Here is a 21,147-nt window from a genome sequence, read left to right as displayed (position 1 = left end):
TGTTTTAGCACTAATGTACCGACTTTAAAGCAGAGATGGAGCAAAACTGAAAAATGAATTCAAAAAGAAATCATGGAGCTGTAGCCTCAAATATTTTTTTGACAGTGGCCTCCTTCTTTGCGCTTGCTATTGTTTTCAGTATCTACGTCATTACCGAAAAAAAGATTGATCGTGCAAATGAACAGCGGCTTATCTCCTTTCAGTTGACGGATCAATTGCTCCAGAGTTCAGATGACTTAACGCGGATGGCCAGAGCCTTCGTGGTGACCAGTGATCCCCGCTACAAAAAATACTATCAAGACATACTGGACATTCGTGACGGCAAGATGCCACGACCGTATGGGTTTTTTTACGGCTACTGGGATATGGTGCTGGCAAATACTCAATTGCCACCTCCAAAAACCGGACAGGCCATTGCTTTGCTGGACTTGATACGTCTGTCTGGATTTACCGACGAGGAACTTGGCAAGCTGACTGAAGCTAAAGCGAATTCGGATCGTTTGGCCACCTTGGGATTCGCGGCAATGAAATTGGTTGACTCCCCCCGCTTGAACACGGAAGTGAACCGGGAGAAAGCAAATTTGATGCTGCATAGTGACGAGTACTACCAGGGCAAGGCAAAGATTATGAAGCCCATCAATGAGGTTCATAGGTTGATGGAAAAGAGGACGCTTGATGCAGTCCATGATGCGGAGGATATCGCTTTAACGTTTCGGCTGATATTCATCGTGACCACACTTGGGGCGATCTTCTTGCTCTGGCGAACGTATACTTCCTTGCGCACAACACTGGGTGGCACTGCTGACGAAATCCACAAAAATTTAGTTAGAATCGGCACTGGTGATTTTTCTACCGGTATAACGGTTAAACCCGGTTTGGAAAACAGCGTACTTGCTGGCCTGTCCGAAATGCAGATCAAGTTATATGTCAATGAGATTGAACGTAAACATGCAGAGGCCGAGCTTCGCATTGCCGCTGTTGCCTTCGAGTCGCAGGAAAGCTTGATGATCACCAATGCGGACAATATGATCCTGCGAGTCAACCGGGCATTTTGCGAAAGCTCAGGCTATACAGCAGAGGAACTCATTGGCAAAAAGCCGCGCATACTCAGCTCTGGCCGCCACGACGCTGACTTCTATCGCACGATGTGGAAAGCTATCCAGGACACTGGAACATGGCAGGGAGAAATCTGGGATCGACGTAAAGATGGTGAGGTTTTTCCAAAATTACTCACCATTAGCACTGTCAAAAACAGCAAAGGGATGGTCACCCACCATGTCGCTTCACACATTGACATTACGGAACGCAAGTTGGCGGAAGACAAAATAACGGAGTTAGCCTTCTTTGATCCGCTGACCCATTTGCCCAACCGCAGACTCCTGCTGGATCAACTGAAACGTGCCATGGCCACTAGCAACCGCAATGGATCTTTCGGTGCTCTGCTGTTCATCGATCTCGATCAATTCAAGACGTTGAACGACACATCGGGCCATGACAAGGGTGATCTGCTGCTACAGCAAGTAGCACAACATATCACTGCTAGTGTACGCGAGGGTGACACGGTGGCGAGGATGGGCGGCGACGAATTCGTGGTGGTGCTGGAGGGTTTGGCTGGCACCATTGAGGAAGCGGCCACCCAGACTAAAACCATAGGCAAAAAAATTCTCACTGCTATCAGTCAACCTTATCAGCTTGGAAGGGTTCATCACCATAGTACAGCGAGCATCGGCGCCACATTATTCGGGGGAAATGAGACATCCATAGACGACTTGCTAAAGCAAGCCGACCTCGCCATGTACAAGTCAAAGGCAATGGGGCGCAATACCTTGAGGTTCTTTGATCCGGCCATGCAGACTTTTGTTGTCGAGCGCGCTGCCATGGAAATGGATCTGCGTACAGCGATTCAGGACAATCAGTTTGTGCTCCACTACCAAGCCCAGGTGGTCGGCGATGGTCGTGTCACAGGTGCCGAAGCTCTGGTGCGCTGGCAGCACCCCCAACGCGGCATGTTGCCACCTGCAGAATTCATTTCTCTGGCTGAAGAAACCGGGTTGATCTTACTTTTGGGCCAATGGGTACTGGAAACTGCCTGCGCCCAACTGGCACTATGGGCCATTCGGCCCGAAATGGCCCATCTCTCGGTGGCGGTAAATGTCAGTGTCCAGCAGTTCCGCGAAGCTGACTTCGTGGACAAAACAATGGCGACAATCAGCCAAACAGGCGCCAATCCGAACCGGCTCAAGCTGGAACTGACTGAAAGCCTGTTGGTGGAAAATGTGGGGGACATCATCGAAAAGATGTTCGCGCTGAAAGCCAGTGGAGTGAGTTTTTCGCTGGACGATTTTGGTACCGGCTATTCCTCGCTTTCCTACTTGAGACGCCTGCCGCTGGACCAGTTGAAGATCGACAAGTCGTTTGTGCGCGACGTGCTCATCGACCCCAACGACGCTGCCATTGCCCGGACCATCGTGGCTCTGGCTCAGAGCCTCGGATTGGGGGTGATCGCTGAGGGAGTTGAAACCGAACTACAGCGCGACTTTTTAGCCAGTATAGGCTGCCATGCCTATCAAGGCTATTTCTTCAGCCGACCACTGCCAGGCGAGGGTTTTGAGGAGTTTGCACAGCGCGCCACACTACACCAGACAATCTAGCTTCTGCTTGTAAATCCCACAGAATCAGACCAAAATGTTTGCATATTTTGCTATAAGATTTATCCATTCAACAACGCAGATAGCATCTAGAACAATGAAAAATATCATATCTATATACGAAAAAAAGATTCATGGTACCGTCCAACTTGCTATCGCTCGCAAGCTTCGCACTTACTTTGGCGCGGTGCTGGCACTGGCATTTCTTCTTGTATCGCCCATGGCTAGCTCGACGGGATTTACCGTTTATACCACGATCTCACCAATGACAGGTTTATGGTGGAATCAGGATGAATCCGGCTGGGGTGTTGGGCTTACTCAGCAATATGGTGTGATTTTCGCTACGCTCTATACCTACGATTTTGAGGGTAGGCCCACGTGGTACGTCGCTTCCAATTGCGTGGTGGCGGCCGACGGTTGCACTGGCGATTTATATGCGGTAACGGGTGGCTCACCGCTGACAGTTCCATGGAACAGCGCTAACAAGATTGTGACTACGGTTGGAACAATCAATTTCGCGTTTACTGATACCAATACTGGCACGATGAATTACACAATCAACGGTGTAACAGGATCAAGGGCGATTACAAGGCAGATATTTGCCACAGAACCGATTCAGACTGGTCGTTTTCCTTTTGACTTCAAAGGTGTTCGGCTCAACTCCGTGGCGTTCAGCCCCTTACTTGGCGTTATTTGCCAGGCTACGTTGTCATTTACCAATGTGAGCGACGTCGCAGTTTCGCCGGCCCTCTTCTTCGATGTGATAGTCGATGGTGTAAAAACGGGCCAAGTGCCTTTCCTTACGTTTGGGCTTGCGCCCGGTGCTACGGCGACTGATACCACACAACCGGTGATTAGCAATGGCTCGTATCTTGCATGTGGTACCTTCACACTTCAATTCAATTCGTCCGCCAGTCAGGTACGTTAGGCCGACGGTATGGCATCGACTTAACTTGCTTTAAAATTTCGTTTCCTGAGTCGATCGCCAATCAGGAGGAATGTAACGACGATAGCGGGATGCAGGGGAATAGCTGGCTTCGGTGCTATCACGGGGTGATGAGAACGCGCACGTGATCAGGCCACGATTTCCGTTTCGTAGTAATTCGCTTCGGATCCAGACCATGTAAAACCGCAGTTACACCTAACCCCGTCGAGATAAATTATTTGTGCCACGCGAGAGTTTTTCCCTATCCTGATTTGCGCTGTTAAAATTTGTATGGCGACAATGGGCTAAGCATTTTGATGCCCCCCTCTTCGCATGTCCATTTCCTTAAATTGCACGTAGTGTGGCATTCGTGCCACAATCCTGCGCCTGTGAAAGCACTCCTGAATTCTTGATCATAATTTATCCGAACATAATGACTACCGAACCAACTATACCTCAGCAAGACGAAAATCAAATTATCACCGAGCGCCGCGCCAAACTCACTACGCTTCGCAAAGAAGGCGTAGCTTTCCCGAATGATTTTGAGCGCAAAAATCTGGCTGGTGATTTGCATGCTGCTTACGGAGCAATGAGCCACGACGAACTGGAAACAGCGCATGTCAGCGTGGCTGTAGCCGGGCGCATGATGTTGAAGCGCGTGATGGGCAAAGCCAGCTTTGCCACCGTGCATGACATGAGCGGACGCATCCAGCTATTCATTAACAATAGCGATACCGGCGAAGTAGCGCATGATGCATTCAAGCACTATGATCTGGGCGACATTCTTGGTGCAACAGGTGTATTGTTTAAAACCAAGACCGGTGAACTTTCTGTTCGCGTGACCGGGCTGCGTCTGTTGACTAAAGCACTACGCCCGCTACCGGAAAAGTTTCACGGTCTGATCGACCAGGAACAAAAGTATCGCCAACGGCACGTGGATCTCATCACCAATGAGGACACGCGCAATACATTTATCATTCGTTCCAAGGTAATCCAGGCTATACGAGAATTTTTCATACGCCACAATTACCTCGAAGTCGAGACGCCTATGATGCATTCCATTCCGGGCGGTGCATCAGCCAAGCCCTTTACCACGCATCACAATGCCTTGGACATGCAGCTGTATCTTCGCATCGCACCGGAGTTGTATCTCAAGCGGCTGGTGGTGGGCGGCTTTGAGAAGGTATTCGAAATCAACCGCAACTTTCGCAACGAGGGGCTCTCTACGCGACATAACCCCGAGTTCACCATGATCGAGTTTTATGAAGCCTATCGTGATTATCGTTATCTGATGGACTTCACCGAGAAGCTGTTTAGCGAGGTGGCGCGCAAAGTACTGGGCACCACTGTGTTCTCTTATCAGGGACGTGAGCTCGACTTGGGGCAACCGTTCCATCGCCTGACCATTGCACAGGCAATCCAGAAATATCATCCGCAGTTTTCTGACGAGCAGTTGAACGACCGCGATTTTCTCATCAACGAATTACAAGACCTGAAAGCCAAATACAGGGCGGCGGATGGCGTGGGCGGACTGCAACTTTCATTGTTTGAAGAGCTGACTGAGCATCAGTTATTTGAGCCAACTTTCATCATTGACTACCCTGCAGAAGCTTCGCCTCTGGCGCGCCGCAGCGATACGCGCCCGGAAATTACCGAGCGTTTTGAACTGTTTATGGTTGGACGCGAAATCGCCAATGGCTTCTCCGAGTTGAATGACCCGGAAGACCAGGAAGCACGCTTTGATGCACAGGTAACGGCTAGGGAGGCAGGTGACGAAGAAGCCATGTTCAAGGACAGCGATTACATTCGCGCCCTGGAATATGGCCTGCCGCCTACCGCCGGAGAAGGCATCGGTATAGACCGGCTGGTAATGCTGCTCACCAATAGCCCCAGCATCCGTGATGTAATTTTATTTCCGCAAATGCGTCCCGAAAGATAACAAAATAACTACGCACTTGCATTGGTTCGATTTGATGGATGCTCTTTGTTGGATGAAGAACCAAGAACGAGTAGTCAAAGTAATTGCGGCAGCCCCATGATGGCTGATATGGTTTGCCGACAATTGTGCTGGACTAAGTCATAAGTAGTAGCGTTTTGACTTCACAACAGCTCGGCGCATACTTTGTGATCGTTACTGTACAAAATTGGTTCTGATTCAACTGGACGATAATGATGGATACAAGAGGTTTTCCCATTTCGTTACTTGCAGCGTTGCTTCTTGTGGGCTGTACGCAGCTCCCTGCATATGAAAAACCCCAGCCGCCCATCGCTTCAACCTTCCCGCGATCCGCCCCGGCGGGTTCAGCAGGTGTCACGGTAGCAAACATTGGCTGGCAGACTTTCTTTGGAGACGAGAGACTCCGGGCATTGATTTCAACCGCGCTTGCCAACAACCGCGATCTCATGCTGGCCATACATCGCGTCGAAGAGGTACGGGCACTCTATGGTATTCAACACGCAAGTCGGCTGCCCAACATCAGCGGCAGTGCTTTCGGCAGCCGTTTCAGGATTCCAGCTGGTGTGCTGCCTATCCAGCGTGACGGTGCAGCGAACCAGATATTGTTGAATCAGTTCCAGGTAGGGCTGACTTCAAGTGCATGGGAACTTGATTTCTGGGGCCGCCTGCGCAGTCTGGAGATTGCCGCCCTGGAGACATACTTGGCCACCGACGAAGCGCATCATGCCGTCCAGTCCACTGTGATTGCGCAGGTCTCGAGCAGCTACCTCATCGAACGCGAACTCGACGAACGCATCAACCTCGCCGAGCGAACCATTAGGACGCGACATCAATCCGCTCGCATCGCGCAAAGGCGCTTCGAGGTCGGTTCAGCTGCCCGCGTGGACGCTGTCCAGACCGAAATCCTTCTCAGCCAGGCCCGAGCTGAATTGGCAGTGCTGCAGCGCTTGCGCGAACAGAACCGCAATGCGCTTGAGTTTTTGGCTGGCAGTTCACTGCCGGCCGAGCATCGTTCACTCAGCAGTATCGAGGCGATGTTTGTGCATAGCATCGACGCTGGCCTGCCTTCCGACCTGCTGGTTCAGCGTCCGGATCTGCGGGCAGCCGAACGGCGACTGAAGGCGGCCAATGCCAACATCGGCGCCGCCCGTGCGGCCTTTTTTCCACGTATCGCGCTCACCGGCTCGCTTGGTGTTGCCAGCCGTGAACTCGACGGTCTGTTCGCAGGAAATAGTCGTTCCTGGAGCTTTATGCCCAGCATCACGCTGCCTCTCTTCGATGGCGGTCGCAACCGGGCCGGTCTCGACTTGGCACGCGCGCAGTATAACTCGGCGATCACCGAGTACGAACGCAGCGTGCAGAACGCCTTTCGCGAAGTAGCTGATGTGCTGGCCGAGCGACATTGGCTGGCCGAGCAGATCAAGGCGCAACGCACTTCCCTTGAGGCTCAACGTGAACGAAGCCGTATCGCCGCCTTGCGCTATCAGCAAGGTGCCACCACTTATCTGGAGGTGCTGGATGCCGAACGTGAATTGTTTGCCGTTGAGCAGGCGCTGGTGCAGACACGTCGTGCCTATCTTGCCAGCGGCATCAAGTTGTATGCAGTTCTGGGCGGCGGAGGCGGTACGATTGGTGAGGAAGACGGTCAGAGGAGATTGAACCCATGAAAGGACTGAGCAAGACGTGGCTCGTGCGGATCGCGGCTGTGATCATAATTGTGATCGTAGCGGGGTTTCTGGCGCGACAATACTTGAGCAAGGATAAAAACAGCGATGTTATCGTCAGCGGTAACGGGCGCATTGAGGCCACCGAGATTGACGTAGCAGCGCGTTCCGCCGGTCGCGTCAAGGATATCCTTGTCAACGAGGGCGATTTTGTGAAGGCCGGGCAGGTTCTGGCACGTATCGATTCCGACTCGATCAATGCTCAACTGCGTCAGGCCGAAGCGCAGGCTCAACAGGCTCATAATGGCATTGCGACTGCGCGCAGCCAACTCGCGCAGCGCGAGGCTGAACGTACGGCGGCACAAGCCGTGGTTATGCAGCGCGAGGCTGAGCGCGCGGCGGCTCGCAGTCGTTCGGCGCGCTCATCGACGCTAGTGAAAGAAGGTGGCGCCTCAAGTCAGGAGGCTGACGACGACCGCACCCGCGTGCGCAGTGCCGAAGCCGCCATTGTGGCGGCCAAGGCACAGGTGGCCGCCGCTGATGCGGCGATCGCCACGGGGCGCACTCAAGTCCTCGGCGCTGAATCTGCTGCCGAGGCAGCACTTGCGACCGTCGAACGCATTCGCGTTGATATCGCCGACAACGAGCTCAAGGCTCCGCGTGACGGACGAGTCCAGTTCCACGTGGCTCAGCCCGGCGAGGTGGTTAGTGCCGGCGGCAAGGTGCTAAATCTTGTAGACCTTGGTGATGTGTACATGATTTTTTTCTTGCCGGAGACAGTCGCAGGCAAGGTGGCGCTCGGCAGTGAGGTGCGCATTGTGCTCGACGCCGCGCCCAACTATGTCATCCCAGCCAAAGTTTCATTCGTCTCCAGTACAGCGCAGTTCACGCCGAAGACTGTGGAAACAGCTAGCGAGCGGCAAAAGTTGATGTTTCGGGTGAAAGCCAATATTGACCGTGAATTGCTGAAAAAACACTTAAAACAGGTCAAGACCGGCCTGCCCGGGGTGGCCTGGCTCAAACTGAACCCGCAGGCTGAATGGCCGAAGAAACTGACGCTCCGGGTTCCATAATGCCCCCCGCCGCCACCGGCAGTGCGCCTGTCGTCCGCCTTGCCGGCGTCAGCCTAAGCTATGGCAAGATACTGGCGCTGGACGCGATTGACTTGGATATCCCCGCCGGCTGCATGGTCGGCTTGATCGGCCCAGACGGCGTCGGAAAATCCAGCCTGATGTCGCTGGTTGCCGGTGCGCGAGTGGTGCAAAAGGGCCGGGTGGAGGCACTCGGGGGGGACATGGCCAGTGCGCGCCATCGCAACGAAGTTTGCCCGAATATTGCCTACATGCCACAGGGGCTTGGCAAAAATCTGTATCCGACCCTGTCAATAGAGGAAAACCTGCAGTTTTTCGGCCGCCTGTTCGGACACGGTGCTGCCGAAAGGCGGCGCCGTATCGATGAGCTCACCACCAGCACGGGCTTATATCCATTTCTCAGTCGTCCGGTAGGAAAACTTTCCGGCGGCATGAAACAAAAGCTGGGAATGTGCTGTGCGCTGATTCATGACCCGGACCTGCTGATTCTGGACGAGCCGACCACTGGCGTCGATCCGCTGGCGCGCAAACAGTTCTGGGACCTGATCACACGCGTTCGCAACCACCGTCCAGATATGAGCGTGATCGTATCCACAGCATACATGGACGAGGCCGAGCGATTTGACTGGCTGGTGGCGATGGATGCGGGCAGGATCCTGGCCACCGGCACGCCGCGCGAATTGCACGAGCAGACCGGGACTGCATCTCTGGAAGCGGCTTTCATTGCGCTGCTGCCGGAAGAGCAGAGGCGTGGCCACCGCGCTGTCGTGGTTCCACCCTTCGCTGCCGGGGAAGACACCGAGATCGCCATTGAGGCACACGACTTGACCATGCGTTTTGGCGATTTCATGGCGGTTGATCACGTCAACTTCCGCATTCGTCGTGGCGAGATTTTTGGCTTCATCGGCTCCAACGGTTGTGGCAAGACTACCACCATGAAGATGCTTACCGGTCTGCTACCGGCCAGCGATGGACAAGCCTGGCTTTTCGGTCACGAAGTGGATCCTCACGATATTGCTACACGACGGCGGGTTGGCTATATGTCCCAATCCTTTTCGCTGTACTCAGAACTCACTGTACGCCAGAACCTGGTGCTCCATGCGCGCCTGTTCAATATGCCGGAGGCGGAGATTCCGCCACGGGTCGAAGAGATGCTGTTTCGATTTGGCCTCGGCGAAGTGCCCGACGCATTGCCAAACAGTTTACCGCTGGGGATCCGCCAGCGCTTGTCGCTGGCGGTTGCGATGGTGCACAAGCCAGAATTGCTGATCCTCGACGAACCGACCTCCGGTGTTGATCCTATTGCGCGGGATAATTTCTGGCAGTTGATGATTGACCTTGCGCGCAAGGACAAGATCACGATCTTCATTTCGACCCACTTTATGAACGAGGCTGAGCGCTGTGACCGTATTTCGCTGATGCATGCTGGGAAAGTTATGGCCAGCGATGCACCGTCCGAACTTTTAAAAAAGCACGGGGCAGCGACACTGGAACAGGTATTCATCAGCTATCTGGAAGAAGCCGGTGCGGCGGTCACCCAGCTCGCCAGCACTCCCCCAATCACTTCTGTGCTTCCTGCCGCCGATCCTGGCAAGGGCTGGCAGTCCAGATTGCGCCGCCGTTTCAGTGCGTCCCGCGCATTCAGCTACACGCTGCGCGAAGCGCTGGAACTGCGCCGCGACCCGGTGCGCGGGGCGATGGCGCTGATCGGCTGCCTGACCCTGATGTTTTTCATAGGCTATGGCATCAACATGGACGTGAATGATCTCAGCTACGCCGTACTCGATCGTGACCAGACCACGCTCAGTCACAACTACGCTTTGAACCTCTCTGGATCGGGCTATTTTGTCGAGCATCCGCCAATAACCAGCTACGCCGATCTGGACCGGCGCATGCGCAACGGCGAATTGTCACTTGCCATTGAGATTCCGCCCGGCTTTGCTCGCGACGTGCAGCGCAGCAAACCGGTCCAGATCGGTGCCTGGATCGATGGTGCAATGACCATGCGGGCTGAAATCGTGCAGGGCTACGTACAGGGCATGCATCAAGGCTGGCTGATCGACATGGCGAAGACCCGGGCCGGCCAGGATGCGGCTACCGGTTCGGCTATCATTGAAACGCGATTTCGTTATAACCCGGACGTGATGAGTCTGCCGGCGATGGTTCCGGCGGTTATTCCTATCCTTATGCTGATGATTCCGTGCATGCTGACAGCGCTGTCAGTGGTACGCGAGAAGGAGCTGGGTTCGATCATCAATTTCTATGTCACCCCAGTTACCCGTACCGAGTTCCTGCTCGGCAAGCAGCTTCCTTACATTGTGCTGTCAATGCTGAATTTCCTGCTGATGTCTGTACTTGCCATCACAATATTCGGTGTGCCAATCACCGGCAGTTTTGCCACGCTTGCGCTGGCAGCAATTATTTTCAGCATTTTTTCCACTGGCTTTGGCCTGTTCGCCTCCATTTTTACCCGTAGCCAGATTGCAGCGATATTCGCGACCATGCTCGGCACCATGCTTCCGGCAATTCAATTTTCAGGCCTTCTCAACCCGGTTTCCTCGCTAGAAGGAGCCGGGAAAATCATCGGGCAGATCTATCCGGCATCACATTTCCTCATAATTAGCCGTGGGGTTTTCAGCAAGGCTCTGGATTTGTCTGATCTGGTCGCATACTTCTGGCCTATGCTGCTGGCCGCTCTGGGAATTGTAGCTCTATCAATCTCCCTGCTGAGAAAGCAGGATAGTTGACGATGAGCCATACTTCCAATATCTATCAACTCGGTGTCAAGGAGCTGTGGAGTTTGCGGCGTGATTCGATCATGCTGATACTGATTGCCTATACTTTCACCGTAGCGATTTATATCGCCGCGACCGCATTGCCAGATTCCCTGCACAAAGCTGTGATCGCAATCGTGGATGAGGATAGTTCACCGTTGTCGGGACGCATAACCTCGGCTTTTTATCCTCCACACTTCATGTCACCTATCATGGTGTCGCTGAAGGAGGTCGATCCGGGCTTGGACGCTGGCAAGTTTACGTTCGCGCTCGACATTCCTCCGGAATTTCAGCGCGATGTGCTGGCCGGAAGTTCTCCGACTATCCAGCTGAACGTGGATGCTACGCGCATGAGCCAGGCTTTCACCGGCAGCAGCTACATCCAGCAGATTGTATTGAGTGAAGTCAATGAATTTATTCAGCATTATCGTGGTAGTGCTACACCGCCAGTTGAGCTGGCAATGCGGGTACGTTTCAATCCCTCTCTGGCACCGGCCTGGTTCGGTTCGCTCATGGAGCTCGTCGGTCACATTACCATGTTATCAGTCATTCTGACCGGCGCCGCCCTGATCCGTGAACGCGAGCACGGTACGATCGAGCACCTACTGGTAATGCCGGTGACAGCCGGCGAAATCATGCTATCCAAGGTCTGGTCTATGGGGCTGGTAGTCTTGCTGGCATCGGCTTTTGCGCTGTCTTTTATCATACAGGGCCTGTTGCAGGTGCCGATTGAAGGCTCGATAGCGCTGTTCCTCTTTTGTGCCACGTTACATCTGTTTGCCACCACATCAATGGGCATCTTCATGGCAACACTCGCGCGCACCATGCCTCAGTTTGGTCTTTTGGTGGTATTGGTACTGCTACCGATGGAAGTGCTGTCTGGAGGATCAACCCCACGCGAAAGCATGCCTGAATTCGCGCAAAATATAATGCTGGTCGCGCCAACCACACACTTTGTTTCCCTCGCTCAGGCCATTCTTTTCCGTGGAGCCGGACTCGAAGTAGTGTGGCCGCAGATGTTTGCGCTGGTCGTGATCGGAAGCGTCCTGTTTATTCTGTCTCTGCGTCGATTCCGCAAGTCTCTCAGCAGCCTTGCTTGAAAGGCTTCCGCCAGCGTAGTGGTTGTGCTATCTGCATACGGCAGCGCCGCATAGAGCCGGGTTTAGCCAAGGAGGTTAACCCAGGACGGAGAGATATCTCTTTGGAATTAAAATGAGTGCGTAAGCTTCGTTCTGATGCGGCAGCTACATGAAAATATTGACCCTATTGTTCATGTAGCTGAACAAACCACATCAATCGTTCTACTATTCAAGATAAGTTCAGTGTTTTTCAGCACCCACAACCGACACGAGCCACTACTGATAAACCTTTCCTATCTGCCAATTCGAAAACATTTTCTCCGCCATCTCTTGTTGTTCTGGCGTCAAGGTGATTGAATCGCGCAATTTTTTCGCGTTTACGTTACCACCATATTCGACAGCCAGATTGGACCACACATAGGACAGCAACTCATCCTTCTTCTTTCCACTTCCCAAATAGTACGCCAGAGCAAGGTTGTACTGTGCATCGGTATTTCCCTGTGCAGCCGCTTTCTGCCATAACTCAGCAGCCTTGACGGCATCCTTAGGCACACCTTCGCCAAAGTAGTACATTGACCCGAGACTTAACTGTGCATTGGGATACCCCTGCATCATCGCCTTCTGCCACAACTCAAGTGCTTTGGCCATATTCTTCGGCACACCTTCGCCTTTGTAGTACATCGCCCCGAGGGTGAACTGTGCGTGGGCAAATCCTCGCTCTGCCGCATTCTGCCACCATTCCACGGCCTTGGCGGCATCCTTCGGTATGCCCTTGCTATCGCGGTACAGCCAACCGAGGTTTAACTGCGCGTCGGCATTCCCCTGCGCCGATGCCTTCTGCAGCCAATCCACACCCTTTACATAATCCTTAGGCACACCGTCACCGTTGACATACAACATGCCAAGGCCAGCTTGTGCCTTGGCATGGCCCTGTACTGCAGCTTTCTCATACCATTCTGCGGCCTTGCGTGTATCTTTGGCCAAGATTTTATTATCCCCACCGGTATCGTACATCCACGCTAAATCGTACTGTGCATTTGCATCACCAGATTCCGCAACCATTCTCAATTGCGCAAGATTCTCTTCTGCCTCCTGATTTATTGATTGTGACATTGACTGACCATGCGCACTCACAGCAACTGTAAGCAACAACGTAAACAGCAATTTTCCTGTAATGCGCATATAAGTGTGTACAAATGACATTTTTAGACCTCATTCAAATTCATCATGTCCGCCGTCTGGCGAAGCGTTAATGGAACGACAATTTATCGTATTAATATGTATTTCTACGTAAAAAAAACGCTAAAGCGCATAGTCCACCTGCACCTCTAGATACATTCTCAACCCTGGATTGACATTCGCACAAAGCAAGAAGTAACCGGCAGTGTGGCTTTCGCGTAGCTCGGATAAAATATAAAGTGGAAAAGTTAATCCAACACTGACGCCATTTCCCCCAATCAATTCCATTACCGACTCAATATCTGCCCCGGCTTCCAGTTTGCAGATAGTCGTTCTGCTTCAGCACGCTGGACAGAATTCAAGTTAGTTAAGTCACGCAATTTTTTCGCATTTTCATTGCCCTGTGCAGCAGCCAGATTGTGCCATGCATAAGCCAACACACCATCCTTTGCCACACCCCTACCGTTTTGATACATCCATCCGAGGCTGGTCTGTGCTTGAGCAAGCCCTTGAGCTGCCGCTTTTTTATACCATTCCACGGCCTTGGTAGCATCTTTAGTGACGCCTTCGCCTGTGAGGTGTATCGACCCGAATTCAAACTGGGCCTTTGGATACCCTTGAGCTGCTGCTTTTTGATACCACTCTGCGGCCTTGGTGGGATCTTTAGCTACGCTAGTCACAGCTTCACCACTGCCATACATTGCCCCGAGTTCAAACTGGGCCTTTGGATACCCTTGAGCTGCTGCTTTTTGATACCACTCCACGGCTTTGTCGGCATCTACAGGTACACCTATGCCATTGGCATATATCCATCCAAGACGGGTCTGGGCGCTGGCATCGCCGGCCTCTGCTTGCTTTTGCACTTGCTCCAAACTATTTGTTGCGGTTGACACTTCTTCTGCTAAAACATAGCCATTTAATGTTAAAAGCAAGATCACAAACTGTACAATTATTTTCATTTTGGCCCCATCGTTAATTACGGCATAAAAAATGCTGCCGCATGCATCACTTCCCCAAACTGTTCTGACTAAGTTTCTTTAATATAGTGCCCGGGTATTAATTGTCAAGAGCTAATTTAAATGCCTGCAACAAGCAAATAAAATGTTCAACTTTGAAACAAAAAACAAGTTTTTTCAGAATAAGCAATATAAATACAGGCTAACAAGAACAACGTGGTTAACGCAAATTGCGTAGCACAAGTTTACTGAAAAAACTGGGGATATCCATCAACTGAATAGCGCACGCAGTTTCCCAACATCAGGTTGGTGAATCACTCCCTTTTCGGTAATCAGCGCTGTAACCAATTCAGCAGGTGTAATATCAAACGAAGGATTGCGTATCTGCACGCCCTGCGCAGCCCAGTGGAAATCTCGAAAGCCTTTTACCTCGTCTGCATGACGTTCTTCGATGGGAATATCCACACCGCTTGTGATAGACATGTCTATCGTGGAAAGCGGACAGGCCACATAGAATGGAATATGGTGGCGTTGTGCCAGCACAGCGACCATGTAGGTGCCAATCTTGTTAGCAACATCGCCATTGGCGGCTACACGATCCGTGCCGACCACTACGGCATCCACTTCTCCGCGACTCATCATGAAACCGGCCATATTATCAGTGATGAGGGTCACCGGAATTTTCTCCTGCACCATCTCCCATGCGGTCAGGCGCGCACCTTGCAGGAAGGGACGCGTTTCGTCCGCAATAACGGAAATTTTTTTACCTGCTTCCACGGCAGACCGAATGACACCCAGCGCAGTGCCATGGCCAGCTGTAGCCAGCGCTCCGGCATTGCAATGCGTCAATACGCGTGCGCCATCCCGCAACAACTCGGCACCGTACGACCCCAGTGTACGATTGATGCGAATATCTTCGGCAAAAATCTCATGCGCTTCGGCCAGCAGGCGCATCGCTACTTGCATGTTGGATTTACTCGCTACGGTTTGCCATACCTGCTTCATGCGCGCTAACGCCCAAAACAAGTTGACCGCAGTCGGCCTGCTTTGAGCAAGTGTATCAAAGCCTTGATTCATGCCGCGCTGGAAAGATTCATCAGTAACAGCGAGCAAACGATGTGCCTCCAGCGCCACGCCGTAGGCTGCCGCCACGCCGATGGCTGGAGCGCCACGCACGACCATGCTGCGGATGCCTTCGGCCACAGCAGCGGCAGAATCATATTGCAAGTACATAAACGTTGCAGGCAAAATGCGCTGGTCTATCATTTCCAGCACACCATCCGACCAACGCAGAGTTTCAACTTTCATCATGACGCCTCAAAAACGATTGATCAGGCGTTCAGTCACCCTCAAATTCGCACAGCGCAAACACACTGTAGCCTTTTTTCTCCAAGCGCTTACGTCCGCCGATATCCGGTAGATCGATGACAAAACAGCATTCAACAATTTTGCCGCCAATCTTCTCGATCAGTCTGGTTGCCGCCTCCGCCGTACCGCCGGTAGCAATTAGATCATCCACAAGCAATATCCTTTCACCCGGAGTAATCGCATCGGCATGAATTTCGATACGGTCAGTACCATATTCCAGTTCATAGTCGTGCCCTATAGTTTCTGCAGGCAACTTGCCTTTTTTACGAATCGGCACGAAACCTTTACCCAAGGCATAAGCCAGCGGCGCTCCTACTATAAAACCACGCGCTTCGATACCTATCACCTTGTCGATTTCCATATCGGCATAGCGACGTACCAACTCGTTTATGGTGATCCTGAAGCCTATCGGATCCTTAAGGAGGGAACTGATATCGCGGAACATGATATTCGGCTTGGGGTAGTGCGTAATGGTGCGAATAAGAGATTTGATAGTCATATATCTTCAGGTTTGTTAGGTGCGTTTTTTGTAATCTACGAATTTTTCTTGCACGTCGTGCATTTGTTGCGGCGTAAGAATATGCGGTTCACCTGCCTGCAAAGCGCGCCAGTACAACTCGCACAAAAACTCGACCTCAATGGCTACCATCAATGCATCGGCTAAATCCGAACCCAACGCAATCATGCCGTGGTTAGCCAGCAGGCAAGCTTTTCGGCCCTCCAGCGCGGACAATGCATAGTCTGAAAGCGTCTGTTCGCCAAACAATGCATAGGGTGCGCAACGGATCATATTGCCTCCCGCCGCCGCAATCATGTAATGCACGGCTGGAACATCCTTGCGCAAACAGGCCAACGTGGTGGCAAACGCTGAATGAGTGTGAATGACAGCGTTCACGTCGGGACGGTTGGCTAGAATGTCACGATGGAAGCGCCACTCGCTGGTGGGTTTGCCACCGCACAGGGCATTGCCATTCAAATCCATGCGTACCATGTCTGCGGGCATCATATCCGCCACCGCCATCGCAGACGGTGTAATCAACATGCCATCACCGCAACGCACGGCAGCATTGCCGGAAGTACCGCGGTTCAAACCCTGATCGAGCAAACGCTGGGACACATCCAGTAACTGTAGGCGCAGGCTATCTTCACCAGATGGCATCATGACTTACCCTTCAACACCCTGCCCGCAATCGCATCCAGCTTTTCAATCATGGCTGCATCACGCGCTTCTGGCGCAGTAATGAGCGCGAATTCCAATGTCGAGCGACAGCTACAGGCATCGGCCAGAGCATCAGTGCGCACTTTCGGAATGACGTGCGTTACCAGCGTTTTCGCCTTATCCGCATTTGCGGTGAGCATCTTGATGATCTGCCCTACCGTGACATGTTCATGGTCGGGATGCCAACAATCATAGTCCGTCACCATCGCCACGGTGGCATAACACAACTCTGCCTCACGAGCGAGCTTGGCCTCTGGCATGTTGGTCATGCCAATTACATCGCACCCCCAGGCACGATAGAGATTCGATTCAGCCAGACTGGAAAACTGCGGCCCTTCCATAACCAGATATGTACCGCCACGAACGATAGGGATATTTGCCTCTCTCGCGGCCATCTCAATATGATCGCCTAGCCTTTTGCAAACAGGGTAAGCCATAGAGACATGCGCCACCAATCCCGCGCCAAAAAAAGACTTATTGCGCGCAAAAGTACGGTCGATAAACTGATCAACAATCACGAACGTGCCCGGCGGCAAGTCCTCGCGCAAGGAACCAACGGCACTAACTGAAATGACATCGGTCACCCCTACCCGCTTCAGCGCGTCGATATTGGCGTGAAAATTAATTTCGGTCGGAGGAATTTTGTGTCCGCGACCATGACGGGGCAAAAACACAATATTGTGGCCGTCCAGTTCACCGAATAATAACTCGCTGGATGGCTCTCCAAACGGCGAAGCGACCTTTTCCCAGCGCTTGTTGGTCAACCCGGCAATGTCGTAAACCCCGCTGCCGCCGATTATGCCGATTCTGTCTGGAACATGGATCATGGTTATCCGTAATCATTTTAAATTTACAAGCAGATTGAAACAGGAAGTACAGTTTTATTCAAGACAATGAATGCTTACCCACGCTATTGCCTTTAACAAACGTTGGTATGATACTTATCCATTACCGACTTGAACTCGGGAAGCGTAGCCTGGGCTAACGTAGATACCGTCTTTAAAGTCAAGCATTTTTCACCCGGTAGGTTGGCGCTGAGCTTGCGAAGCCCAACATGAAATCAAGGGGGCCAGTCTTGACATCACGCATTCGGCCTAACGTTGTGTCAAGACTGGCCCCCTTGATGCTCGTTGGGCTTCAAATAACTTATACATCTTCAACTAAAAATAGCTGGACACTTGGTGTAATAGAGCGAGCTTTATGTTTTGTGAGAGTGCCCGTTGGAATGAAGATACCAGAACCTTGGATGTAATTAATAATTTTTCCATCGAAATCAATTTCCAATTCGCCATTAAGAACAAAACCAACGTGCCCTTTTTCGCACCAGTTCGGCTCAACGAATTCGGAAGTGAATTCGAGCAATCGCATCTGCTTCTTTCCGTCACTAAATATTTTGAAGCGAGCACCCGGCATTGCCTCTTGCCACTCTAGGGAATCAAACACTACTCTGAATGTTTCCACTGCTCACTCCTTTGAGGCCCAACGTTAAGGTGAGGGGCGCGTAGCGAGCGGTAACGCCGCTTGCGGAGTGTCCCTCTCGACCGCAATGTTGGCCGTCTGGTAAGCTGACTCAAATTCCTCTCCGCCATTCAGCCGCGCTATGAAAGCAAGAAGCCCATGGCTACCAACTTTCGCGAGCCAAGGCCGTAGCTCATGTCCCGCCGTTGCATAGACCGGTCTAATTTCAGGTTCACCCTTAGCTTTGCGTTCAATATTTTTGTCCTCGCCATATCGGTGAACTGCGTCAAGCCATTGCCTCAATGACTTGAAGGTATGCAATTCTTCGCGCGTTGGGCGAGGAATATTGGCCACCACCAGGAATTGCCAGTGACTTTCAGAGTGCTCTGGTGCCTCGCTGATTGCAACTGCCACGCCTTCATCAAACCATTGTGGCATACGCCACCACGCGGTGAAGGTAAGACGGGTGCTCATTTCTGCGTGAGACCACTCGTGAGCGAGAAAATGCCAGTTCAGGCCACGCGGTGAAAGCAGAATGCGGTCTCCGTAAACCTTTGCTCGCGACCCCATTCCTCCGAATGACTTGTAGCAATCTTCACTGATACAAGCATAAACACTGGGCCGCGACTTCACGTCACCATAAGTAGCGCGTATTGCACTTTCAGCCTCTTCTATGGCCCCCCGAAGCTTGGCTTTCGTTCCTTCATCCGCACCATCTTCTACATAGATGTTATGGGTAATCGGCGACAAACCAAAACTCTCTGGTGCCAAGAGTTTCAGATTGCTGCATCCACCGATGAGGCTTACCGATAATAGAATAACGATGATCTTCAAATAACGCATGGATTGATCGCTTCGATCTAAGGGCGGCTAACGTAAAATAGACACCCTAAAAAATGCCGATAAAAGCACCTTCGAGGTGTAGAAATCAAGAGGTCAAGTCTTGACACAACGTTAGGCCGGATGCGTGATGTCAAGGCTTGACCCCTTTATTAATGTCATAAATCCCGCTGCCGCCGATTATGCCGATTCTTTCTGGTACATGAATCATACTTGTCCGTAATCATTTTAAATTTACAGGCAGATTGAAACAGGAAGTACAGTTTTATTCAAGACAATGAATGCTTGCCCACGCTATTGCCTTTAACAAACGTTGGTATGATACCCATCCATTACCTACTTGAACTCTGAACTCAATATGAAACTTGCGATTGCACAAATCAATTGCATGCTGGGTGACTTGGCTGGCAATTCTGCCAAGATCCTTGCTTATGCAGAAAAGGCCAAGCAACAGGGAGCCACGTTGCTACTTACGCCTGAGCTAAGCTTATGCGGTTATCCTCCAGAAGACCTGCTGTTACGGATCGGGTTTTACCGTACCTGCGATCAGGCATTGCATGAACTTGCGCAACAGATTTGGGGACTCACCGTAGTAGTGGGGCATCCGCATGAAGTAGACGATAAGCGCTACAACGCTGCCTCTGTGTTGCGCGACGGAAAGATCATCGCCACCTATCACAAGCATGAGTTGCCGAACTACAGTGTGTTCGACGAAAGACGCTATTTCACGCCCGGCAACTCCCCCTGCATATTTGAAATGCAGGGCGTCAAATTTGCACTTAACATTTGTGCTGACATCTGGGAGGATCATACAGTGCGACGTGCATGCAAAGCAGGCGCGCAAGTATTGTTGGTGCTGAACGCCTCACCGTATCACATCGACAAACAGTCATTGCGCTATAAAATCATTCGTGATCGTATCGATGAAACCGGCCTGGCGGTTATATATGCCAACATGGTGGGCGGACAGGATGAGTTGGTGTTCGATGGCGCTTCGTTTGCGATGGATGCACATGGCACGCTAACACATCAGCTCGTTTCTTTTGAAGAAATGCTAGCACTGATTGAAATCCACGACGGCAAGCTGATAACTGGCGAGAGAATTCCTGCTCACAAGCATGAGGACAGCATCTATCGCGCGCTGTGCCTGGGAGTGCAGGACTATATCGGCAAGAACCGCTTTCCGGGTGTGTTATTGGGTTTATCCGGTGGCATCGATTCGGCGCTGACCTTGGCAGTAGCGGTAGATGCGCTGGGTGCAGACAAGGTGCACGCGGTAATGATGCCATCGCCCTATACCGCGCAAATCAGCCTGGATGATGCGCGCGAAATGGCCGTCATACTCGGTGTGCGCTATGATGAATTGGACATCAAGCCGATGTTTGACGCTTATCTCTCTACATTAGATGGTATGTTCAAGGGGCTAACACCGGACACCACCGAAGAAAATTTACAGGCTCGCATACGTGGCAATTTGTTGATGGCCTTGTCCAACAAGTTCGGCTCTTTGGTGCTGACGACGGGCAACAAGTCGGAAATGACCGTCGGTTATTGCACCCTATATGGCGATATGGCGGGCGGTTTTGCAGTGCTTAAAGACGTCAGCAAAACCTGGGTCTATCGTCTGGCTACCTACCGTAACAGTTTAGGCCGGGTAATCCCGGAGCGCATCATCACGCGACCGCCCAGCGCAGAATTAAAGCCCGATCAGACCGACCAGGACAGCTTGCCGCCTTACGACGTGCTTGATGGCATAATGTCTTATTATGTGGAGCAGAATTTAACCATCGCTGAGATCGTGGCACATGGCTATACCGAGGCGGATGTATATCGGGTGGTGAATATGATCCGCGTCAACGAATACAAACGCCGCCAAGCACCCGTTGGAGTGCGTATTACCGACCGCGGCTTTGGCAAGGACTGGCGTTATCCGATCACCGTGCGTTATCAGGACGGCTTTTAGATCAGCTATACTTACAATATCTATAT

At 51.9% G+C, this 21,147-nt stretch carries 16 protein-coding genes; 8 read left to right on the top strand and 8 right to left on the bottom strand.

Annotated features, from left to right (window positions below):
* The first annotated feature begins 53 nt into the window (after positions 1 to 53).
* From MJ768_RS06285 to MJ768_RS06255, 7 genes are all read left to right on the top strand, one after another.
* Complete coding sequence (locus MJ768_RS06285) at positions 54 to 2,651, top strand: putative bifunctional diguanylate cyclase/phosphodiesterase (RefSeq protein WP_239289044.1); 2,598 nt, start codon at positions 54 to 56, stop codon at positions 2,649 to 2,651.
* Between the two features lie 94 nt (positions 2,652 to 2,745).
* The gene (locus tag MJ768_RS06280) at positions 2,746 to 3,576 is read left to right on the top strand and encodes a hypothetical protein (RefSeq protein ID WP_239289042.1); all 831 of its coding nucleotides are present in this window, start codon (positions 2,746 to 2,748) and stop codon (positions 3,574 to 3,576) included.
* Between the two features lie 430 nt (positions 3,577 to 4,006).
* Entirely contained in the window at positions 4,007 to 5,512 is a 1,506-nt protein-coding gene (gene lysS / locus MJ768_RS06275; protein ID WP_239289040.1) for a lysine--tRNA ligase, read from the top strand.
* 230 nt (positions 5,513 to 5,742) lie between these two features.
* Entirely contained in the window at positions 5,743 to 7,197 is a 1,455-nt protein-coding gene (locus MJ768_RS06270; protein ID WP_239289038.1) for an efflux transporter outer membrane subunit, read from the top strand.
* A complete protein-coding gene (locus tag MJ768_RS06265) occupies positions 7,194 to 8,267 on the top strand; it encodes an HlyD family secretion protein (RefSeq protein WP_239289036.1) in 1,074 nt (357 codons plus the stop codon). The genes MJ768_RS06270 and MJ768_RS06265 overlap by 4 nt, the downstream gene beginning before the upstream one ends.
* On the top strand, positions 8,234 to 11,032 hold the full coding sequence (gene rbbA / locus MJ768_RS06260; protein WP_305855914.1) for a ribosome-associated ATPase/putative transporter RbbA: 2,799 nt from the start codon (positions 8,234 to 8,236) through the stop codon (positions 11,030 to 11,032). The genes MJ768_RS06265 and rbbA overlap by 34 nt, the downstream gene beginning before the upstream one ends.
* Before the next feature lie 2 nt (positions 11,033 to 11,034).
* The gene (locus tag MJ768_RS06255; RefSeq protein WP_445082973.1) at positions 11,035 to 12,159 is read left to right on the top strand and encodes an ABC transporter permease; all 1,125 of its coding nucleotides are present in this window, start codon (positions 11,035 to 11,037) and stop codon (positions 12,157 to 12,159) included.
* Between the two features lie 255 nt (positions 12,160 to 12,414).
* Here the strand turns inward: MJ768_RS06255 and MJ768_RS06250 are convergent, their stop codons facing one another.
* The 8 genes from MJ768_RS06250 to MJ768_RS06215 form a co-directional block, all read right to left on the bottom strand.
* Positions 12,415 to 13,341, bottom strand: coding sequence for a tetratricopeptide repeat protein (locus MJ768_RS06250; protein WP_239289033.1), 927 nt, complete (start codon positions 13,339 to 13,341; stop codon positions 12,415 to 12,417).
* A 263-nt stretch (positions 13,342 to 13,604) separates the two neighbouring features.
* Entirely contained in the window at positions 13,605 to 14,276 is a 672-nt protein-coding gene (locus tag MJ768_RS06245; RefSeq protein WP_239289032.1) for a tetratricopeptide repeat protein, read from the bottom strand.
* A 267-nt stretch (positions 14,277 to 14,543) separates the two neighbouring features.
* Positions 14,544 to 15,584 (bottom strand): S-methyl-5-thioribose-1-phosphate isomerase, encoded by a 1,041-nt coding sequence (gene mtnA / locus MJ768_RS06240; protein ID WP_239289031.1) that lies wholly within the window; start codon positions 15,582 to 15,584, stop codon positions 14,544 to 14,546.
* A 28-nt stretch (positions 15,585 to 15,612) separates the two neighbouring features.
* A complete protein-coding gene (locus tag MJ768_RS06235) occupies positions 15,613 to 16,140 on the bottom strand; it encodes an adenine phosphoribosyltransferase (protein ID WP_239289030.1) in 528 nt (175 codons plus the stop codon).
* Positions 16,141 to 16,155: 15 nt separating this feature from the next.
* On the bottom strand, positions 16,156 to 16,803 hold the full coding sequence (locus MJ768_RS06230; RefSeq protein ID WP_239289029.1) for a class II aldolase/adducin family protein: 648 nt from the start codon (positions 16,801 to 16,803) through the stop codon (positions 16,156 to 16,158).
* Positions 16,800 to 17,687 (bottom strand): S-methyl-5'-thioadenosine phosphorylase, encoded by an 888-nt coding sequence (locus MJ768_RS06225; RefSeq protein ID WP_239289028.1) that lies wholly within the window; start codon positions 17,685 to 17,687, stop codon positions 16,800 to 16,802. The genes MJ768_RS06230 and MJ768_RS06225 overlap by 4 nt, the downstream gene beginning before the upstream one ends.
* A gap of 319 nt (positions 17,688 to 18,006) precedes the next feature.
* Complete coding sequence (locus MJ768_RS06220; RefSeq protein WP_239289027.1) at positions 18,007 to 18,321, bottom strand: hypothetical protein; 315 nt, start codon at positions 18,319 to 18,321, stop codon at positions 18,007 to 18,009.
* A gap of 24 nt (positions 18,322 to 18,345) precedes the next feature.
* Entirely contained in the window at positions 18,346 to 19,161 is an 816-nt protein-coding gene (locus tag MJ768_RS06215) for a hypothetical protein (protein WP_239289026.1), read from the bottom strand.
* Positions 19,162 to 19,516: 355 nt separating this feature from the next.
* Between MJ768_RS06215 and MJ768_RS06210 the strand changes: the two genes are divergently transcribed.
* Positions 19,517 to 21,121, top strand: coding sequence for an NAD+ synthase (locus MJ768_RS06210; protein WP_239289025.1), 1,605 nt, complete (start codon positions 19,517 to 19,519; stop codon positions 21,119 to 21,121).
* Positions 21,122 to 21,147 lie beyond the last annotated feature (26 nt).

The organism is Candidatus Nitrotoga sp. 1052, assembly GCF_927312905.1.
In the GTDB taxonomy this organism is placed as follows: Bacteria; Pseudomonadota; Gammaproteobacteria; order Burkholderiales; family Gallionellaceae; genus Nitrotoga.
The sequence above is the reverse complement of the archived record's forward strand: the minus strand, read 5'-3'. Positions and strand labels throughout refer to the sequence as shown.